This window comes from Pyxidicoccus xibeiensis (assembly GCF_024198175.1).
Lineage (GTDB): Bacteria > Myxococcota > Myxococcia > Myxococcales > Myxococcaceae > Myxococcus > Myxococcus xibeiensis.
The window spans coordinates 229,831-249,892 of sequence record NZ_JAJVKV010000007.1; the positions used below are offsets into that span (position 1 = coordinate 229,831).

General features: G+C 67.2%; 17 protein-coding genes, 1 tRNA gene and 1 pseudogene. 5 read left to right on the plus strand and 14 right to left on the minus strand.

The features are described from left to right. Window positions 1-84 precede the first annotated feature (84 nt). From LXT23_RS30165 to LXT23_RS30185, 5 genes and pseudogenes are all read right to left on the minus strand, one after another. Window positions 85-418: pseudogene (locus LXT23_RS30165) on the minus strand (DDE-type integrase/transposase/recombinase); the annotation flags it as partial. A gap of 63 nt (window positions 419-481) precedes the next feature. Then, window positions 482-1,213, minus strand: a complete 732-nt coding sequence (locus LXT23_RS30170; RefSeq protein WP_253983803.1) for an SMI1/KNR4 family protein — start codon at window positions 1,211-1,213, stop codon at window positions 482-484. Between the two features lie 17 nt (window positions 1,214-1,230). Continuing rightward, entirely contained in the window at window positions 1,231-2,361 is a 1,131-nt protein-coding gene (locus LXT23_RS30175; RefSeq protein WP_253983804.1) for a DUF4150 domain-containing protein, read from the minus strand. A gap of 15 nt (window positions 2,362-2,376) precedes the next feature. Beyond that, window positions 2,377-3,426 (minus strand): hypothetical protein, encoded by a 1,050-nt coding sequence (locus tag LXT23_RS30180; RefSeq protein WP_253983805.1) that lies wholly within the window; start codon window positions 3,424-3,426, stop codon window positions 2,377-2,379. Next, window positions 3,423-4,097, minus strand: coding sequence for a DUF2169 family type VI secretion system accessory protein (locus LXT23_RS30185; RefSeq protein WP_253984013.1), 675 nt, complete (start codon window positions 4,095-4,097; stop codon window positions 3,423-3,425). Before LXT23_RS30185 ends, LXT23_RS30180 begins: the two co-directional genes overlap by 4 nt. A 307-nt stretch (window positions 4,098-4,404) precedes the next feature. Between LXT23_RS30185 and LXT23_RS30190 the strand changes: the two genes are divergently transcribed. After that, window positions 4,405-5,637 (plus strand): sensor histidine kinase, encoded by a 1,233-nt coding sequence (locus LXT23_RS30190; protein WP_253983806.1) that lies wholly within the window; start codon window positions 4,405-4,407, stop codon window positions 5,635-5,637. Between the two features lie 143 nt (window positions 5,638-5,780). Here the strand turns inward: LXT23_RS30190 and LXT23_RS30195 are convergent, their stop codons facing one another. Both LXT23_RS30195 and LXT23_RS30200 read right to left on the minus strand, forming a co-directional pair. After that, window positions 5,781-6,203 carry a hypothetical protein gene (locus LXT23_RS30195; protein WP_253983807.1) on the minus strand — a complete coding sequence of 141 codons (423 nt, stop codon included), beginning with the start codon at window positions 6,201-6,203 and terminating at the stop codon, window positions 5,781-5,783. A 6-nt stretch (window positions 6,204-6,209) separates the two neighbouring features. Continuing rightward, on the minus strand, window positions 6,210-6,605 hold the full coding sequence (locus tag LXT23_RS30200) for a hypothetical protein (RefSeq protein WP_253983808.1): 396 nt from the start codon (window positions 6,603-6,605) through the stop codon (window positions 6,210-6,212). 393 nt (window positions 6,606-6,998) lie between these two features. Here LXT23_RS30200 and LXT23_RS30205 point away from each other — a divergent pair, with 393 nt between their 5' ends. Together LXT23_RS30205 and LXT23_RS30210 are read left to right on the plus strand one after the other, a co-directional pair. After that, a complete protein-coding gene (locus tag LXT23_RS30205) occupies window positions 6,999-8,420 on the plus strand; it encodes a serine/threonine-protein kinase (protein ID WP_253983809.1) in 1,422 nt (473 codons plus the stop codon). Window positions 8,421-8,891: 471 nt separating this feature from the next. Further along, window positions 8,892-9,146 (plus strand): hypothetical protein, encoded by a 255-nt coding sequence (locus LXT23_RS30210; protein WP_407692922.1) that lies wholly within the window; start codon window positions 8,892-8,894, stop codon window positions 9,144-9,146. A gap of 138 nt (window positions 9,147-9,284) precedes the next feature. Here LXT23_RS30210 and LXT23_RS30215 read toward each other — a convergent pair whose 3' ends face one another. The 5 genes from LXT23_RS30215 to LXT23_RS30235 form a co-directional block, all read right to left on the minus strand. Then, on the minus strand, window positions 9,285-9,773 hold the full coding sequence (locus LXT23_RS30215; RefSeq protein WP_253983810.1) for a hypothetical protein: 489 nt from the start codon (window positions 9,771-9,773) through the stop codon (window positions 9,285-9,287). A 376-nt stretch (window positions 9,774-10,149) separates the two neighbouring features. Then, entirely contained in the window at window positions 10,150-10,749 is a 600-nt protein-coding gene (locus tag LXT23_RS30220; protein WP_253983811.1) for a pentapeptide repeat-containing protein, read from the minus strand. Between the two features lie 23 nt (window positions 10,750-10,772). Then, window positions 10,773-12,269 (minus strand): hypothetical protein, encoded by a 1,497-nt coding sequence (locus LXT23_RS30225; protein ID WP_253983812.1) that lies wholly within the window; start codon window positions 12,267-12,269, stop codon window positions 10,773-10,775. 6 nt (window positions 12,270-12,275) lie between these two features. Then, complete coding sequence (gene tssI / locus LXT23_RS30230) at window positions 12,276-14,471, minus strand: type VI secretion system Vgr family protein (RefSeq protein WP_253983813.1); 2,196 nt, start codon at window positions 14,469-14,471, stop codon at window positions 12,276-12,278. 951 nt (window positions 14,472-15,422) lie between these two features. Then, window positions 15,423-15,499 (minus strand) — tRNA-Pro (locus tag LXT23_RS30235). A gap of 271 nt (window positions 15,500-15,770) precedes the next feature. Between LXT23_RS30235 and LXT23_RS30240 the strand changes: the two genes are divergently transcribed. Continuing rightward, on the plus strand, window positions 15,771-16,154 hold the full coding sequence (locus tag LXT23_RS30240) for a response regulator (protein WP_253983814.1): 384 nt from the start codon (window positions 15,771-15,773) through the stop codon (window positions 16,152-16,154). A gap of 9 nt (window positions 16,155-16,163) precedes the next feature. Here the strand turns inward: LXT23_RS30240 and rpe are convergent, their stop codons facing one another. Beyond that, a complete protein-coding gene (gene rpe / locus LXT23_RS30245) occupies window positions 16,164-16,820 on the minus strand; it encodes a ribulose-phosphate 3-epimerase (protein WP_253984014.1) in 657 nt (218 codons plus the stop codon). A gap of 171 nt (window positions 16,821-16,991) precedes the next feature. Between rpe and LXT23_RS30250 the strand changes: the two genes are divergently transcribed. After that, window positions 16,992-18,503: a GAF and HD-GYP domain-containing protein gene (locus LXT23_RS30250; protein WP_253983815.1), complete on the plus strand. Its 1,512-nt coding sequence runs from the start codon at window positions 16,992-16,994 to the stop codon at window positions 18,501-18,503. Between the two features lie 120 nt (window positions 18,504-18,623). Here the strand turns inward: LXT23_RS30250 and pyk are convergent, their stop codons facing one another. Next, on the minus strand, window positions 18,624-20,051 hold the full coding sequence (pyk, locus tag LXT23_RS30255) for a pyruvate kinase (protein WP_253983816.1): 1,428 nt from the start codon (window positions 20,049-20,051) through the stop codon (window positions 18,624-18,626). Between the last annotated feature and the right edge of the window lie 11 nt (window positions 20,052-20,062).

The following is a 20,062-nucleotide window of genomic DNA, read 5'->3' on the forward strand; positions in this document are numbered from 1 at the left end:
TGGGCCGGTGTGTGCCCAAGGCCGAGAGGGCGTCAAAGAATTCGTGTGGGGGGACTCGGCACGACACGCGGCGGGTGGAGTTGCCCGCTGGCTGAGAGCCATGTTCAGGGCCTGGAGCACCAGTTCCGTCTTTCAGGTGCCCAGCCGACGACTTTGCGGCTCCAGGCATCCAACACGACGGCCAGGTAGAGGAAGCCGCCGGCGGTGGGCACGTAGGTGATATCGGCCACCCACAGCTGGTCGGGCCCGGGCGCCTCGAAGTGGCGGTCCACGAGGTCTGGTGCCGGACGCGCCCGTTCATCCCGCACCGTGGGGTGCAGCCCTTTCGTCGGCTCACTCCCTGGAGGCAGGACGCACGCATCAGCCGTGCGACGCGCTTGCGGCCGACGCAGACACCCTCGGCGGCAACGGCATCGTGGGGTCCTTTCCGCACAGCGAGTGGGACTCCGCGAAAACGGGGCAACTTCAGGGCGCAGGCGCCTCAACGAAGCGCCGGAGTCCAGGTGTTGACCTCGACTTCCAACGAGGACTGCTTCGCGACCTCCCCGAGGATTCTCCGGAGGACTCCGGCATTGCTCCCCCCGAGCAGGAACGTGCGCACGTTCTCGAGGTTCTCTCTGGGCGTGCCGCCGCAGAGCATGACCGCGTCGGCTCGCTCATACAGTCCGCAGTAGCGGCCGGTGGTGATCGGCTGCGTGAATCCCAGGCTGCTCAGCACCGGGGCGAGAAGGGAGAGCAGATCCGCGTCTTCGAGATAGAGCGTCCCCTCGCACTGCTGGGACATCTGCTCAAACCGGAACCGGAACAGCGAGCTCCACGACAGCATCTCGTGGAAGGTCTCAAACCGGTCGATGGGATCGTCCTCCCCGCGCGCGTACCGCGCCGTCACGGTCGCATCTCCCCGCGCGGGCGCGTCGAGGTCGTAGAACGCGTGCAGGGGCATCATCTCGTCGGACTCGTATCCGATGAGCAGGAACCGGGGATTGGGCGCGACGAGCTTCCTGGAGTAGCAGTCCAGCACGCGGCGCGCGGAGAAGTCCTGGCTGGGATAGGCCAGCGGCCCCATGCTCTGCCCCATGCGGCTCAGGAACCAGCGATAGAACCGAGGCAGGGGGCGCCCGGCGATGCGCTCGAGCTGCTCGACTTCATCGGGCGTGGCACCCCGCCACTGTTCCGCGAGCCCGGGCACGGTCCTCAGGAGGAGGTCCTCCACCTCGAGGAACTCAAGATCTATTTCTTCTTGTGCTGACACTTCATTTCCTCCTCGGGGCAGATGAGCAGGGGAAGGATGACTGTGCAGGACATGCACGGCGGGACGCTCTTGCCGTGGGCGAAGTGCCTCTCGACTTCCCTTCCATTCTTGTCAATGAACCGGATCTTCGCGCTCACCGGCTGCCCATCGCTGCGGGACCACCGCTCCGTCAGCCCCGTGACGCGCGCGCAATGGTCCATCGCCAGCACGAGTGCCTTGGGGCCAGCACAGCCTCCTGGTGGGTAGGCCGCTGCAGTGGCCTTCTTGTTCACGAACTGCTCATGGAACCGCTGAGCCCGCGCCCAGGCCTTCTCCACGTTCTTGCTTTGTTTATTGAAGCGATTGTCGACGAACGCGCGGACCTCCCTGCGGGTGGTGCCGGGCGTGGGCGCGTTCCAGCCAAGCTCGCTGACGCTCTTGCAGAAGACTTCGAGGGCGTTGCTCGAGTGGTCCGCGTATTCATGCCCGCACTTGCACTGAGCAACACCGAGCATCCTTCCCCACGGAAGCTCCTCTTCGGGGAACTCACCGGCCAAGATCTTCTTGGTGAGCTTGACCTCCAGTTGTGCGGCGTCGGCCTGGGTCACGGGGGTTTCCTTCAGCGAGCCCTCGCTGCCATGCACCTTCCTGCACAGGGGGCACACGTCCTTCCCACTGACGACCAGGAGGGCTCCGGTCTTCTGGATCACCCCGAGCATCGTCGCCGCGTTGGCGGGGCTCCCGCTCGGCCCGCAGTTGTTGAGCATGGGGTCGCCCAGGAGCTGGACGTTCTTTCCCTCGATCTTCGTGTCCATGGACCCGGGGCCCAAGAAGCTCGTCGGGCCCTCCACGTTGGCGGAGACGATGCCGCCTCCCGTCCCCTTGCTGGCCACATCGCCCATGGAGCCGAAGGTGGCGCCCTTGATGGCGACCTTCTTCCCACCGATGGTGACAGTCTTGGAGTACTTCTTCGTGTCTGTTCCGCTCTTGCCGATGTTAGGCAGCGGCGTCGGCACGAACGGCGCAGGCGGCCCGGGCATCTTGCACACGTTGGGCAGCGTGGCCGCGGCGACCCCACTGGAGCCCTCGGTCACCGGCGTCTTCGGTGCATTCACTGAGACGTTGCTCATTGCTTCCCCCTCTCCTTACGACACCCGTGGGTCTTGCAGGAGCATCGCCCCTCGCAGTCCCCCATCAGAACCCGCCATCACCATGACCCGGGGGCCTCGCGCATAGCCCCGTGCGAACGCGCGGACCGCCAGGACGCCTCCGAGGGCCCCCGCTGCGGCGCCGACGTCACCCCAGCCGTCGCTCAGCGAGCGGTACGCCGTGGAGTGCCAGACCGATGGCGTCCTCAGCGCGACGAAACCCCACTCTTCACTGCGGTACCGCTCACCATTGATGTCGGCGTATAGCTCGTCCACCTTCTCGCGGGACAGGTCGAGCCCGGCGACCGCGCCTTCGACCGCCTGGGTCATTCCGACGCCGAACGAGCCCGTGTCGCTGCCGCGCAGGAGGCGCTCTTGCGCGGTTCGTGCCCCTCGCACCACCTCCAGCCGGGGCAGCCGCAAGCGGCGGCGCAGCCCCGCGGTCATCAACGCTAGACACCCGGCCCCCTCGCCGGGAATGAATCCACCGCGAATCCCCGGCTGCGCGAACCGGCCGTCGCGCTCCAGCCAGAGGAACGTCTCCGCGTGGAGGTAGCTGTCCACGCCCGTCACCAGGAAGAAGGACTCCCGGCCTTCGGAGGACTCTCGCAGGGCCTGCTCCACCGCGCGCAGGGCTCCCGCGTGGCCGCGTCCGGCAAGCTCGACGCGCATGCGCGCGGCCTTCGCCCTCGGGCGCGCCTCCATGGCGCTCACGAGCCAGGCCGCGTCGTCATCGGAGAACCCCGGGCGCACCTCGGGAAGCGACAGCAGCAGCCGGCACCGGTTCCCCTCCAGGACCGCTGAACCGAGCTTCTCCTCGACTTCGTCGAGGACGCTCTCGAGCAAGGGCATGAGCCGGTCCCTCCCCTCCAGCTTCGGGTCGAGCTGACCATCCGAGGCCACCACGACCGGCTCGCCCCGCGCATCGATGAAGGGGAACTCGGCGTACCGGGAGATGCCGGCGCGCATGGCCGCCGCGCTGCTCTCCGCGGAGTAGCCGAGTGGGATCCGAGCGCCGACAGCCACCACCTCGAGCTCGGCGTTCATGTCCCACCCTTCAACTCGAAGACTTCCGTCTCATCGAGATAGTCCGCTTCGGGGGCGCGCACGCGCAGCGCGCTCTGCCACACCAGGCACAGGCGCCGCGCCTCGGGCTCCACGAGGACCGTCGTCAGCCGCGGGCCATGCTCCTCACTGCGCGTACCCATGCGCGTCTTGAAGCCGAGCGAGATGCGAGGGAGCTCGAAGCGCAGGCTCCCCTCGAGAGTCATGTTCACCAGCTCGACGGGCTCTCCGCCCACCAGGGGATTCACAGGACGCTGATCCACCGGGGCGCTCAGCGCGAACGCGGGGTCGAAGTCATCCGGGAGCAGCGGCTTCTTCGTGCGCTCCCACCGCGCGTCGTACGTCCCCGCGAGCTTGCGCCGGGGCATCCACGAGGAATCGATGGGACCGAACCCCGCCGGCCCCATGGTCGCGGGGGCGCCGCTGGGATACTCGATGGCGTGGGCCGGCTTTCCGGCGAGGTGGGCGCCGCGCGTCGCGAAGCCGCGGCCGATGGGATTCCGCTCGTCGATGCGGTGCTTCGCCGGGTCGGGACCTGACAGGTCGCTGCCACCAAAGGCGACCTCATACTGAATGGGCCGCGTGGTGAAGGGCTGGGGCCGCCCGGGCGTCACGCCGGACCAGCCTTGCTCGTAGGTCCGCTCCCCGTGCACGACGAGCAAGCGGTTGCGTGCGGGCGAACTTCCTCAGGCCCTCCTTCACGTGCTCGCGGAAGGCGTCGCCCTCCGCCTTCGTGTGCTGCGGGCAAGTGCGTGTGAGGGCAGTGACGTGGAGAAGAAGTCCTGAATGCCCCGAAGGCGGCTGGCGGCGGGGGAATGGAGGGGCGGGCGTCGCACTATCCCGAAGAGAGGCCCGTCGCGAGGAGGGCAGGCCTGCGCAGGCGGCCCGGCAGGCGTCAGCGGGCGAGCTTGCTGGCGCGAGCGTTTATCGTAGCCACGTTGGTGCTGGAGTGCGCATCCAATGAACCTGAGTCAATTCATCCGCGACAATCGCGACGCCATCGTCCTCGAGTGGGAGACCTTCGCGGGCACGTTGCTGCCCGCGGCGGGAGGCATGAGCAGCCGCGCGCTGCGCGACCATGCGCAAGAAATCCTGTCCTCCATCATCGAGGACCTCGAATCGCCACAGCATGCTGACGAGCAGTCGCAGAAGTCGAAGGGACACGGCGAGGAGCACCGGATGGAAGCGGTCGGCAAGGCGCACGCCGCCCTCCGCATCCAGGATGGCTTCAACCTCGGCCAGCTCGTCGCCGAGTACCGGGCGCTGCGCGCGAGTGTGCTCCGGCTCTTCGAAAAGGCCTCGGCGGGCAAGAAGACGGACGACCAGGATCTTCGCCAGTTGACGCGGTTCAACGAATCGATTGACGAGGCGCTCACCGAGGCCGCGAGCCGTTACATGCTCGTGATGAACCGCACCCGAGATCAATTCCTCGCCATCCTCGGTCATGACCTGCGCAATCCGCTGGGGGCGATCATGATGTCCGCGGCGACCGTAGCGGCATCTGGCGTGTCGGAGGACAAGCTCGCGAAGGCCGCCTCCCGGATCCTCACCTGCGCCCAACGCATGGGCCGCATGGTCAGGGACCTGCTCGATCTGACGCGGACGCGCCTCGGCGGTGGAATTCCAATCACGCCGCAAGCGATGGACCTCGAGGAGATGTGCCGTGAGGTACTCGCGGAGCTCGAGGCCTTCCAGCCTGACCGCCGCCTCGTGTTTCAGTCCAGCGGCAACCTGCGTGGTGCGTGGGACGTGGACCGTCTGGCGCAGGTGCTGTCGAACCTCGTGGGAAACGCGCTGCAGCACGGAGCCCACGACAAGGTCATCGAAGTAACGGGAAGAGGCTTCGATGGGGAGGTCGTGCTCGAAGTCCACAACGAGGGGCAACCCATCCCGCCCGAGCTGCTGGAACACGTCTTCGAGCCGATGGTGCGCAGCGTGTCAACGGCAATGGGGAACGCGTCGTCGACGAGCCTCGGCCTGGGCTTGCACATCACGCGGGAGATAGTCCTGTCCCACGGCGGCACGGTCAGTGTCCGGTCGACCGAGAGTGAGGGGACGACGTTCACCGTCCGGCTTCCCCGGCACTACACCAGCGATTCGGCGCCGCACGCCACACGTCCGGAACCGCTCGACCAGCATGATGCCAAGGGCGATGTGGTCATCCCGGCGCCCGGCCCACTGACCCGTCACTGAGCAGCGCCGCGCGGCCAGCCTCAGCCGCCCTGCGGCAGTGGGAACACCCGTGCGCGCAGGGCCTCCGTCTTCCGGCGCCGGTGCGCGTCGCCCCCGTCCAGTCCAGGCGGAGAAGCTCATCCCCGCCTGAAGCGCCGGGTGCGTCAGGGGCTCGCGAAGAAGACGCGCGGGCCCTCTCCACCGATGAGGGTCCGTCCCAGCTCCAGGGTCCAGGGCACGTCGCGCGGCACGGGCTCCGGTGAGCGCAACACCACGGTCGTCCCCTCCCAGTGCTTGGGTTTCACACACTCGGAGGTGCGCCAGCCTCCCCCGTAGGAGTGCCGCCCATCCACCCGGACGTCCGGGGTCGGGTACCCGACGAGCTCGATACAGAGGGACTCCCCGTCCTTGTCACAGCCGTCGGGCTCCGAGCCGTTCGCGGGCACGCAGGTCAAGACGGCCGTCACGGTGACGTGGTCGTCCGCGTCACGGGTGGCGGAGGCGGCGCGAACGCCCAAGGTGTCCCAACGAGGCCCGCAGGCCGTCAGCAGGCCCGCGAGGGCCACGATGATGAAGGTCGGATGCATGGGGCCTCAGGGGTTGGGGAGGACGACGTTCATCACGCGGGGATCCGCGCTGACAAGGATGCGCAGCCCGGGGTCACGGTCCACGGCGTCCGGCGTGGTGACCGTCACCTGGGTGCCGATGATGTCGGGAACCTTCTGGCACGACTCCGCCCGGAGCAGCGGATGGGCGAAGGCCGTGTCGTCGGCCGCGTACCACGTCGCGGAGACGCAGACGCGCTCGCCATCCGCGTCACAGCCTTCCGACCGCGCGAAGCCGTAGACGAGGCCGCAGGCCAGCGTGACTTCGACGGAGACGCGGTCGTCCTCGAGCCGTGTCGCCGTGGCATCCAACACACCGGCCGCCTCCAGCCCGGACTCACAGCCAGCAAGGAGGGGGAGTAGCAACAAGAACCAGCGACGCACGCGCGACCTCCGGGAGCAGTGGACCCGGAGCCCCGGAGCAACCCCCGTGCCCATCGGCCGACAGACGGCAGCCCCGGGCGGAGCCCCCCGCGGCCCATGACAGCCATGTCAGGGCAGCACGCCTTCCAGGAAGCATCGGGCGAGTTTCTCCGCGTCTCCCTCAAGCGGGGGCGGAGCCGGGGCTGGAGGAGGAGAGCACGGCCCAGGCTGCGACGGTAGAGTCGACAATGGAGCGCACGCCGCGATTGGCTTGGGCGGGACTGCTGCGCCGGCCCTGCGTGCGGCCTCGCGGCCGGCGGCGTCTATGGCCGAATCCTCGTCCTCACCCTCAGCATTGACGTCCGGCCGCCGTGAACGGTAGGCGCACGCGAGGCCAATCCCTGGAGCAACCCCATGCTGCCTGCCCACCTGAATCCCGCGCGCCTTCCCCTGGGAACCCAGGTGGGACCCTGGCGGGTGCTGGAGCGACTCGGGATGGGTGCCCATGGCGCCGTCTACCGCGCCATCGGCGCACAGTCCCCCTCCCGTCCCGTCGCCCTCAAGCTGGCCCTGCACCCCGGGGACGCGCGCTTCGCCAGGGAGGTGGAGCTGCTCTCCCGTCTCCGCCACCCCAACGTCCCGCGCCTCCTCGACCATGGCGTCTGGCAGCAGCCCTCGGGCCTCCACTACCCGTACCTCGTCATGGAGTGGGTCGACGGAGTATCTCTGTACGACTGGGCACGGGAGCAGCGGCCCACCTCGCGGCGGGTGCTCCACCTCCTCGCCAGCCTCGCGCGAGCGCTGGAGGCGACCCATTCCGCGGGCGCCGTGCACCGGGACGTCAAGGGTGACAATGTCCTCGTCAGCGACACGGAGGGCCGGGCCTTCCTCACCGACTTCGGCTCCGGGAACTACCTCGGCGCCGCCACGCTCACCCTGCCGCCGTTTCCTCCCGGCACGCCCGCCTACCGCTCTCCCGAAGCCTGGCGCTCCGTGCGCCTCCCGATGCGCGCGCCCATCGTGCCCTACGCGCCCGGGCCCGCGGATGATGTCTTCGCGCTGGGCGTCACCGCCTTCCGGTTGGTCACCGACGAGTACCCCTCCCCTCCAGACGTGGCGTCCCGTGCCGGGCAGGAGGTGGAAGCCGACGCCCCATCCGCGCGTGCGCTCAACCCCCGCTGCTGCCAGGAACTGAGCGCGCTGACGTCTCAGATGCTCTCCTTCCGTCCAGAAGCCCGTGGCAGTGCCCGAGCGCTGGCCGAGGCGCTGGAGGAGGCCGCGCACGAAGCCGGGCCCGAGGCGGACGTGCCCCTCTTCGGCCAGGAGGCGCCTCGCCCCGTGGAGCCCCGGCCCGCGCCCAGGCCCCTTCCCCGCCGAGCGCCGGGGCGCTCCACTCACGCATGGTTCACTGCGGCCAGTCTGGCGGGAGCACTGGCGCTGGGAACCGGGTGGATGCTGCGGGCGCATTCCGATGATGAGCCTGAGACGGTGCACGCTTCGGTACCCAAGGAGACGGAGGATGGCGGCACGGCGGGTGTCGGTGACTCGGCGCTGACGGCACCGGTGCCTCCCAGTCGGGCGCCCTTTGCATGGTCGACCATCGCCGAGGACCTGCCACCCAGGCCCTTTCCAGGGCAGCGGCGACCCAATGCCAACGGCCGCTGCCCCGAGAAGCCGCAGGTGCCCATCAATGGAGGCTGTTGGATCAAGCAGTCCGTGGAACTGAAGGATTGTGGAGAGGGCGGCTACGTGTACAAGGGCGCTTGCTATATGCCCGTCATCCTGCCCACCCGCCCTCCCACCTCGAGTCCCACGGAGCGTCCTGACCGCCGGTAGCCGCTTCGCCCCGCGTCGCCCCCGGCGGTACGAAATGCACTTGAAAGAGCCGGGGCCGGCGCTCGATGCGAAACCAAGGCGAGACTGGCGTGCCCAACGTTGGAGGGAGCGGGCCTTCGAACTGCATCCCCTTGCTGGGAGCTTCAGCGCACATGGACCGAGACGGGTTGACGGCACCGCAGGTGGCCTCACCCGAAGGCCGCCGGCGGCGCGCGGCTCAGCTCACTGGATGATGGTGACGAGCTGGGCCTGGCACGTAGTCTGATCGACGAAGGACTGGGCCGTGTCGATGCCGCAAAGGATGCCCTGCGTGCCGTAGGCGACCCAGTTGACCATAACCGTCCGGCCCGCAGCTCCATCACGTGGTGCTCGAAGCTGAGCGCCAGCAGACGCTCCTGAAGGTCTACGCGCGCCTCCTACGCGCCGCAGTCCAGACAGCGCCCCTCGCGTCCGTCGAGGGCGCGCGCCTCGGTGATGCGCTTCGTGGCCTGGTACAACACCGAGCACCGGCACTCCGGCATCCGCTTCGTTACGCCCGATGACAGGCACTTCGGCTGCGAGACGGCGCTGCTGGCTCGGCGTCACCAGGTGTACCAGCGCGCCCAAGCCCGTCACCCCGAGCGCTGGAGCCGCGACACGCGCAACTGGACACCCGCGGGCCCTGTCCGTCTCGGCCCCTCTCCGCACCGCACCCAGGCTGTGCAGGAGTTGAAGCGCATCGGCTGAACCCTCTCACGCGACAACAACCTTGACGCTCACCGCCCGGAGTCTCAACCCGCGACTCCGGGCGCGCAGCGCGGAACACCTGGTCGTGGATGGTCTCGAGACACCCTCACCCACTCGGGCCACCACCACCTGAACTGCTCAATTCGTGGGAGAATTCTTCGCAACGTGCGAGAGCGCATTCTCCGCGCATTTGTTGTCGAACTCCCTGCCAGCCAGGACACATTGCGTATAGTGAGGCCAGTGCTGATCCAGGAGCTCCCCCGAGAACCCCTTCGTCTTGAGCCGCTGGTTTTCGAAGACGAGAGCGCGCGCCTCCATCTCGCACCCCCCCACGCCCTCGTCAGCCGGCTTGCGAGTCCTGCAGTCCCAGTACTTCGCCCAGCGCGTATCGTCGCCCGTTGCAATCAAGATCCCGCCAGCCTGGCCGATCTTGTAGTTCTCATTGACCCGCCTATCGCTCTCGCTCTTGGCGAACGCCGCGTAGGTCTGCATCCCGAAGATAGCGACCAGCGCGCACAGGAGGCCGATACCCGTCCTGCCGGGGCGCTTCCACCTGTCGGAGCTCGGGTCGTAGAGAACACCGACGATCGCAAGCCCAAGGGCAAACATATTCAGCGCGTAGTCCATTGCTGCCTCCTCTTACTGCTCACTTCGGTGACGCATGGAAAGACGGCGAGCCGCGAAAGATATTCAAGACGTTGGCAGAGCCACGCCGCCACACCCTTTGCATAGGACATACATGTCCCGAAGTATGAAGACGCTCTGCAATCCTATCGGGGTCAGGGCTGCATCGCTCAGCGCCAGGCTTCAACCCCACACGCGAATGCCGTGTACGCCGGGTCGAAACACACCCACCACAGGGAGCCCCATGGGCGTGCCCTGTCTCCGCGGCCCTCAAGCACTCGTGCCTGCCGACTCCTCCGAGGAGTAACCACACAAAGGGCGGGAGAGCCGCGAAAACGGGGCAACTTCAATCCATCATCATCATCATCATCCCGGACGGTTACACGCCACGGAGCGCCTCCTCAAGCCACAGCCGCAGAGGCTCTCCTTCCAGGCGGAGGGGTTGCTCCAAGGTTCCGATGTTGAGCCAAGTCAACTGGGTGGCCTCCAATCCCTGGGCTCCACGCAGGTCCGCGCCTGCCATGCGGGCTCCATCGAGAGCAGCACCTTCGAGCTGGGCGCCCTGCAGGTTGGCGCCCGCGAGGTTGGCGCCGACCAGGAATGCCCGGCGCAGATCCGCCTTCGAGAGATCAGCGCCCGTGAGGTCCGCCTCATAAAGGCTGGACTTGAATGCCATGGCTTCCCGCAGGACGGCGTGCCTCAGCGAGGCGTAGTCCAGATTGGCCTTCGCAAGCCGAGCCTGGGAGAGATTCGCGCCATCCATCATGGCGGAGGCAAGGTTGGCGCCACCGAGCTCGGTCCTGGAGAGGTTGCAGTTCTCAAATCGAGCGCCTGGAAGCTCCGCCTCCGTCAGCTCCTGGCCTGACAGTGGGACGTTCGAGAAGTTCGCGTCGTCCAGCGAGAGCTGTACTCCAGCCTCTCCGCCCGACTCCACCCAGGCCCGGTGCAAGGCCAGCCTACCGGCAATATCCATGTCCATACGTGCGAACACCTCTACCTCGCTCACGGGAACCACTGGATGCGACCACCCCAGCCCTTGGACTGGATAGCTTGTTGTAGCTGGGATTTGTGCTGGAGGGTCAGGTTCTGGGTATCCAGAATGACGTTCTCACCACTGAGCAGCTCCTGTTCTATCTTCTGAACATCCCGGGTCAGCGAAAAACCACCCTTCCGTTCGGGCCAGCGTGAGTCAAAGGACTTCACGTCCCACTTCGTACCCTTGGCGTCGATGAACTCGGCGCCTCCCGAGGGGTCGCGTTTGATCGGGCCGGCGAGCTTGCCATCCTGCTCCAGCTTCATACCAACCCGGGCCTCATTTCGAGACTTCGGGGAGATCTTCCCGTTGTGCGCTGGATCCTGGGAGAGTTCGTCATAGCGCTTCCGGGTCGCACCGAACCATCCCGGTGGTCGCTGAGCCTGCTGCTGCGTGGTATTTGGCGCGTTGGTGGTACCCTTGCGCTGAACGGGAGGTTGCCCCATGACCCGCTGGAGCTTGTCCTTGAACCAGGCGATGACACGCTGGACCATCGCGTCCGCCCGGGACTTGAGGGTATTGAGGAGCGACAGGAAGTACTGCCGCGTCGCGCGCACGAGGTCCGGAAGCTTCCGCAAGGCGGACTCGATGGCACCCAACACCCCGCGCAGCTTCTGGAGGGCCCACCTCGCGTGTTGCTCCAGTTGGCCCAGCAGAGCGCGCAGCCAGCGGTAGCCGTTGCCCTTACCGAAGTAGTTCAGGACCGACAGCAGCTGGTCGAGTACCTGCCGTGGATTGACCTTGGCCGAGGCATCCCGAAACGCACGCAGCAGTACCCGGAAGACCCCCTTGATGGCGGACCCCAGCTCGGGGATGCAGCCGACGAGCGTGAGCACCACTCCCATCCAGAGCCAGAACTCCTCGTCGGGGAGCCTCTGCCAGGACACCCGAGCGTAGAAATGCTTCAAGTCGAAGAGGGCAGCGACCAAGTCGCGTACATCCGCAACCTGATCAACGACCGGGATGAGCGAGATGACGGTATCCGCGATGATTTGCGAGACGGATGCGTCCTTGTTGAAACCGCCCTGGAGGACACCCCACGTCCAGTCCCAAGCCTCGGTCGCTTGCTTCGCGAGAGAATGAAGCTGCGCCTCGACGACCTGCCGCACCAGAAAGGGCTGAGGGTTGGTGTTCGGCTTGGGTTTCCTCTTGATGGTGAGCGCCGTCGGGTCGTCGTGGAACCAGTACGTAACGGCCACCTCGCTGAAGGGTAGTCCGTCGATACGCCTGAAGCCGTTGCCATCTAGCGTGCCCTGGCTGAGCACGCTGCCCGTCTGCTGCGACTTGACGACATAGCAGGCGTTGGGGACCCCCGTGCCATCAGCATGCAGATAGCGCAGCTCCATCCACCGCGTGCCGCTCTGCTGATCCGCTTTGTCGTCCTTATTCTCCGGACGCTCGCTCCCGGGTACAGCACCCGCGGCCAGCTTCGCGACCTTGGCGCCCTTGATCTTGATTGCACTCATGGCGCCTCAGCTCTCCAACGTCACCGTCTTGCCGAAGAGCTGGACCTTGCCGGACTTCTCGATGCGCAAGGCCAGCTTCCCGTTGACGGTGAGGGTGAAGGTGTCCGCCTTCAGCTCGAACCTCTTCGCCAGCCATGCGGCGGCGTCCTTCACGGTCATCTCGGTCCTGGCCGCTACCTGTTCCTGAAGGTCCTTGCCCACTACGAGGGTTCGATTGCCATCGACGCTTTCTGCGTCCTCCCCTCCCACCTTACGCTGCCGCTCCTTGCCGACGACTTCCTGCCGGGCTCCCTCCACCAACTCGCTCAGCGCGGCACCTACCTCCAGGGTCTTCACGCCTCCGGTGGATTCATTGAAGGCCAAGCCGACATTCACGCTATAGCCAGCACCGATGGTCACCGCCTTGGCCGCACCCACGTTCTCCATCCTCGCCAGGGAAATGTTCAGGGTGCGCACCTTGCCCACCTTCATGGACTGGTTGCCCTCGACTGACTCGTCGTGGCTCTCCGCAGTATGGGTGTCACGGTTCTTTTGCACGGTAAGCGTCTGGTTGCCTTTGATGACGCTCACATCATCCTTCGTTACGGCAAGCGTCTGGTGTCCCTCCACCGTGCGCTTGCGGTCCTTCATCACCAGCAGGTCCTCGTACCCCTTCACCTCCTGGTCCTTGTCGTTCTCGGTGAGCAGGTCCTCGTCCTTCTGAGCGTGCGTGAAGACCTCTTCCTCGCCCGCCGCGTCCTCCACCCGTACCTCGTTGAAGCCGTCGCTTCCCAGGCTGGAGGCACTCTTGCGCGTGCTCTTGGTCTTCTCGTCCGGCAGTGGGTACGGCACCGCGTTGGCACCGTTGTAGACAGCACTCGCGATCAGCGGCCGATCCGGGTCGCCCTCCAGGAAGCGCACCACCACCTCCTGGCCGATTCGCGGCAGCCACAGGTCTCCCCAGGCCGCTCCGCCCCACGGCTGGCCCACCCGCACCCAGCACGAGGACTTCTCGTCCTGCTTGCCCTCCCGGTCCCAGTGGAACTGCACCTTGATGCGCCCGTGCACATCCGTGTGGACTTCCTCGCCTGCCGGGCCCACCACGGTTGCCGTCTGCGGACCGGCAATCTGCGGCAGCGGCGTCAGCCGCCGCGGCCGGTAGGGCACCGCCTTTGGTAACAGCTGGAACTGGTTGCGGTACAACCCCTGCAGCGTTTCACTGCCAGCCGTTACGTCCGGCTGCACCCCCGAGTGCACCACCTCGGTGACGAGGTACTCGCCCGCGAAGGTGCCGTCCTCTGGCGCGTCCACCTCCAGCACGTACCCCGGCGTCAGCCGTGGTGCGATGGCGGAGCCGGTCAGCGTGCAGCCTCCGGCGCCCGCCTCTTCCTGGCGCACGCGCGCCGCAGTCCTGCCCACGCCCGGCGCCACGTAGCCGGCCGGGTACTCATACAGTTCCAGCGCGGCCACGCCTTCAGGCGCCTTGGCCTTGCCGGAGACGTCCAGCGCGGGCTTCTCGAAGTCGAAGTCCTTCAGGTGAACCGCTCCAGGCCTGAGTCGGTGGACGACTTCCAGCGCTGAGACATACTCGCCGTCCACGGCCTCCTTGCCCAGGCTTGGCCGCAGCGGCAACGCCTGCCCTTGCGGCAGCGGCGCATGCACGCTCGGCGTATCGCCCAGCACCAGCGAGTGCCCGTTTTCGGTGTGCTCGAAGAAGTAGAAGATGCCCTCCCACTCCATCAGCCTGCTCAAGAAGGCGAAATCCGATTCGCGGTACTGCACGCAATACTCGCGCGCCGCATAACTACCCGACAGCGACGGCTTCACGTCCACGCCCGATTCCCCCAGCACCGTCTTGAGGATTTCGGGCACGCTCTTGCCCTGGAAGATGCGGCTGCGATGCACCTGGGTCAGTCGCCACACCTTCGGCACCACGTGGGCTCGATAGCGGCGGCGGCCCATCTTCAGCCCCAGCGACTCCACCTCCCGCACCCAGCCGTGGATGTACCTCGGACCGCTGTCTCTCACCGATAGCGTCACCAGCGCGTCCTGGCCCACCAGGTCGGCCACCTTCAGCGGCTCGCCGTCCACGGTGAAGAAGTCCACACGGAAGTCGTACAGTCGGCTGACTGCCTCCGTGCCGGACACTCCCGCGACACTCACGGCCTCTGGGCCATATGCGCCGATCTGCACGGAGAACGCTGGCGAATCATCACGAGGCATGACAGTGCCCCTCCCCCCACGCTGTGCTGCCAACAGCGCCATGATTGAGGGCAACTTCTATCACACGGAGCAACATCAAATGTCGAGAGGCTCCGTGACGTGCGCGACGCGCATGCCGGTCGCAATTCAAGCCTGGCGAGGTCCTCATATTTGGCCCGCCCTGATGGCGCTTCAGCCAACCTTCGAGTCGTGGAGCAATTACACGACGGTCCACGGGCAGACGGCTCCCGGGTTGCCTTCGACTCGGCAGGTTATTTCCAACATCAAGACGCCTCATCCACACAGGGCAAGACATGGAACGGCAAGCCGAGCGTCTGATGTGCCCACACCGGCCCGGTCCTGGCTTTGCCTTGTTGGTAAGCGAGCGTGACAGTGAAGAACAGGCTTTGAGGCATTACTTGAGCAGTAGAGGCCGCGCCCGTGACGCCTGGACAACCCACCGAGAACAACGAGTCCCGCTGCGCACGCGGAACCTGCGGACGTTGAGGCCCCATTCCACCGGATGGTGTCGATGGGTCTGAAGCACACCACCACCATCAACGACTGCACGGCACACTCCCGCCCACTCCGGGTGCATCAGGGCAGCGCGATGGCGGGGTGAGCCCAACGATGGAGGTGGGAGTCATCTTGCCAAGTCGCGCCCGGCACACTCTCCACGGTGGGCTGAGAAGTGGCCGCCAGTGCCGGTCCATGGACCCGCTGGAGCGCGCTCGTCACGCGCTGGCCGGATGAAGCCAGCCCCAGGCTCGGAGCACGTCTACATGTGGTTCAGGGGATAGGGTAGGCCCCACGCCGAGCGGTCACCTCACGCCACCGCACGGACAGGGTCGGGGTCGCCCCTCCGCCGGCTTCGCGCGGACTCCGCTGCCGGGCCGCTACCAACCGGTCAAGCCCCGGAAAAACGAAGGGCGCGGACCCTTGGATTTCTCCAAGGATTCCGCGCCCTTTGAATGGTCGGGGAGACAGGATTTGAACCTGCGACCCCTTGGTCCCGAACCAAGTGCTCTACCAGGCTGAGCCACTCCCCGATATGTACGTCCGCCGGTGGTGCTTCTCGGGACCGGCGAAGTGCGGGCGGTAGTACCCGAGCCGCCCGGCTGAGTCAACGCCCTCGGATCACCTTTTCTTTCCCCTCCTCCCCTCCCCCAACCTGCTTCCCTGCCAGGGGTCCAGGCAGACCCGGAATTCACCACGGACCCGCTTCTTTGCTTCCCAACACCCCGACATTCCGGTACTTCCGGAGAGGAACAAGTCTTGCTTCGTTAAGAAGGTCACACTGAATTGCAGCAGCACGAACCCATGGCGCCCCCCGTCGTCCTCATCTCCGATGACGAACCCCTCATCGTCTCGGCCCTTGCACGCGAGGCGAAGCGGTCAGGGCTGACGTGTATCTCGGACACCACGTCCGAGCGCGTCCTCGAGCTGGCCCGGGAGCACCGCCCCGCCGTCATCATCCTGGACATCAACCAGCACCAGGACGGACGCGACCTCCTCGCCCAGCTCAAGCAGGACCCGTCCACCCGCGACTGCAAGGTCATCATCCTCAGCGGCGTCGAGGACCAGTTCACCCGCCACGTCTGCTTCGAGCTCGGCGCAGACGACTACGAGGTGAAGCCCTTCGACCCCACCTTCATGACCCGCGTCGCACGCCTCGCCACCACGGTCGCCCGTACCCGCGCCTAGCGCCGCCCCTCAGGGCCGCAGCGAGCGGATGGCCTGCGCGTAGTCCTTCGAGCCGAACACGTAGCTGCCCGCCACCAGCACCGTGGCCCCGGCCGCCACCACCCGCTTCGCCGTCTCGGCGTTGATGCCGCCGTCCACCTCGATGTCCGTGTCCAGGCCGCGCTCGTCGAACATCGCGCGCAGCCGGCGCACCTTGTCCACCGTGGACTCGATGAAGCTCTGCCCGCCAAAGCCCGGGTTCACGCTCATCAGCAGCACCATCTCCACCTCGCCCAGCACCTCTTCAATCGCCGACAGCGGCGTGCTCGGGTTCAGCACCACCGCCGGCTTCGCCCCCGCATTCCGAATCTGCTGCAGCGTCCGGTGCAGGTGCGGGCTCGCCTCCACGTGCACCGTCAGCACGTCCGCCCCCGCCTTCGCGAACGCCTCCACGTAGCGCTCCGGCTCCACAATCATCAGGTGTACGTCCAGCGGCTTCGTCGCCACACGCTTGATGGCCTCCACCACCACCGGACCAATCGTGATGTTCGGGACGAACCGGCCATCCATGACATCCACGTGAACCCAATCCGCGCCCGCGGCCTCCACGGCGCGGACCTCGTCCGCCAGACGGCCGAAATCACAGGACAACAGCGAGGGAGAGATGCGGACGGGGCGCCGGTTCATGCGGCGCTTCATACCCGCTTCCGCCATTCCGGTGGCGTGGAACGTGCCCGGCAGCGTCCACCGGACAGCAGGAGACCGAGCAGGTGGGCCCCGCGGGCGACCGCCCCGCCGGCCGTGCTACAACCCTGATGCCCTTCGCGGCCGCTGGCCGCTTCTCCCGGAGCCGCCCCGGTGCTTTCCCAGCCCGCCCAGCCACAGCCTCCCGACCTCGGCCGCCGCCTGGCGAAGCTGACGTCCATCCTGGATGTCGCCAAGGCGATGAGCGCCGAGCACGACCTCGACCTGCTCCTCCCCCTCATCCTCTTCGAAGCCACCAAGGTGGTGGAGGCGGACCGCTGCTCGCTCTTCATCCTGGACCGCGAGCGCAACGAGCTGTGGAGCAAGGTGGCCCAGGGCTCCAAGAGCGAAATCCGCCTCCCCGTCGGCAGCGGCATCGCCGGCCAGGTCGCCCAGACGGGCACCGTCATCAACATCCCCGACGCCTACTCGGACCCGCGCTTCAACCGCTCGTTCGACGTGTCCAGCGGCTACCAGACGAAGACCATCCTCTGCGTCCCCATGCGCGACGCCCACGGCGAGGTGACGGGCGTCATCCAGGCCCTCAACAAGCTCGACGGCGGCTTCAACGCCGAGGACGAGGAGCTGCTGCTCGCCCTGGGCGCCCAGGCCGCCGGCGCAATCGAGAACGCCCTGCTCCACGAGGAAATCAACCGCCTCTTCGAGGGCTTCGTCTCCGCCTCCGTCGTCGCCATCGAAGCCAGAGACCCGACCACCGCGGGCCACTCCGGCCGCGTGGCCGACCTCACCGTGACGATGGCCCAGGCGCTGGAGCACCTGACCACCGGCCCCTACGCCAACGTGCGCTTCTCCGCCGTGGAGCTCCAGGAGCTGCGCTACGCGTCGCTGCTGCACGACTTCGGCAAGGTGGGCGTGCGCGAGCCGGTGCTCGTCAAGGCGGAGAAGCTCTACCCGCACGAGCTGGAGGGCCTGCGCGCCCGCTTCCAGCTCGCCCGCAAGGACTTGCAGCTCCAGAGCTACCGCCGCCGGCTGGAGGCCGTGAGGATTCGCGGCGACCGGTTCCTGGCGGAAATCGAGGGCGAGGAGAACGAGCGCCTCACCACCGAGCTGAAGAAGCTCGACGAGGTCTTCGACTTCATCCTCACCTGCAACCGCCCCACCGTGCTCGCCCAGGGCGGCTTCGAGCGCCTCCACGAGCTGGGCAAGCTCCAGTACTCGGACGCCCACGACCAGGCGCAGCCCCTGCTCCTGCCCCGCGAAATCCAGTCGCTCTCCATCACCCGCGGCACCCTCTCTCCCGAGGAGCGCCGCGAAATCGAGAGCCACGTCGAGCACACCTACCGCTTCCTCACCCAGATTCCGTGGACGCGCACCCTGCGCCGGGTGCCCGAAATCGCCTACGCGCACCACGAGAAGCTCGACGGCACCGGCTACCCGCGCGCCGAGAAGGCCATCCCCGTCCAGTCCCGGATGATGTCCATCTCCGACATCTACGACGCGCTCACCGCCAGCGACCGGCCCTACAAGAAGGCCGTGCCCCACACGCTCGCGCTCGACATCCTCAAGCGCGAGGCGGACTCCGGCCAGCTCGACAAGGAGCTGTTCACCGTCTTCGTCGAGGCCGAGATTCCCCGCCGCGCGCTCCACGGGAACAAGGCGCCCTGACGGCAGCGGGGCCCCACGCGCCTCCGGGGTCCCTCACGCTGCGCCCTCCTCGGGCACGCGCAAGCCCGGGGCCGCTGAAGGAGCCCGGACTGTCGGGCCCCCTCACGACGCAGCGTCAGCTCAGCCGATGGTGTGCAGCCGGAGGCTGTTGATCTTCCCGGGCTGGCCCACCGGCGCACCGAAGACGATGACGATGCGGTCGCCCTTGCGGCCCAGGCCTCGCGCGAGGAGTTCCTCCTCCACGCGCCGCACCATGGCCTCCGTCTCCTGGATGGGCTCCAGCACGCGCGGCACCACGCCCCACAGCAGCGCCAGCCGGCGCCGCACTTCCTGGTTGGGGCTGAAGGCGACAATCGGCACCGGCGGCCGGTAGTGCGCCAGCAGCCGCGCCGTCACGCCCGACAGGGTGAAGGCGGCAATCAGCGACGCTCCGCTCGCCTTGGCCGCCTCGCACGCCACCCGGGCAATCACGTCCGGGAAGTGCTGGGGCAGCCCCAGCGGGGCCTCGATGAAGCGCGGCACGACCTGGGAGCGCGACGAGGACTCCGCCGCCAGGATGATGCGCTCCATCATCTGCACGGACTCGATGGGGAACTTGCCGCTCGCCGTCTCGCCCGAGAGCATCACCGCGTCCGCGCCGTCGTACACGGCGTTGGCCACGTCGCTCGCCTCGGCGCGCGTGGGGCGCGGGTTGTCAATCATCGAGTTCAGCATCTGCGTGGCCACGATGACGGGCAGGCCGCGCAGGTTGGAGCGCCGGATGATGTCCTTCTGGACGGCCGGCACCTCCTCGGGGGGAATCTCCACGCCGAGGTCACCACGCGCCACCATGACGCCGTCCGTCTTGTCGAGGATGGCGTCCAGCCGGGCGATGGCCTCCGGCTTCTCCAGCTTGGCGATGATGGGCACCTGCCGCCCCACCTCGGCCATGGCCTGGCGGGCGGTGTCCATGTCCGACGGCTGACGCACGAAAGACAGGGCGATGAAGTCCACGCCGGCCTTGATTCCGAAGACCAGGTCCTCGCGGTCCTTGGGCGTGAGCGCATCCGCGCGCACCGCCACGCCGGGCAGGTTGATGCCCTTGTTGTTCTTCAGCGTGCCGCCGTGGATGACGCGCGTCTTGATGAGCTTCTGCTTGTCCGTCTCCAGGACGTGCAGCTCCAGCAAGCCGTCGTCCAGGAGGATGCGGTCGCCCGGATTCACGTCCGCCGCCAGGAACGGGTACGTGGTGGACACGATGTCGTCCGTGCCCGGCACCGTCTCGTCCGTGGTGATGTGGAAGGTGCCGCCTTCCTTCAGCTCGGTGCTGCCCTTGACGAACCGGCCGGTGCGAATCTTCGGGCCCTGGAGGTCACCGAGGATGCCCACCGCCTTGCGCACCTTCAGCGAGGCGGCGCGCAGCTTGGCGATGTTCTCCGCGTGCTGCTCGTGGCTGCCGTGGGAGAAGTTGAGGCGGGCGACATCCATCCCGTTCTCCAGGAGCGCTTCCAGCATCTCCTGGCTCTGACTCGCGGGACCGAGGGTGCAGACAATCTTCGCTCTTCGCATAGGGCTCGGGA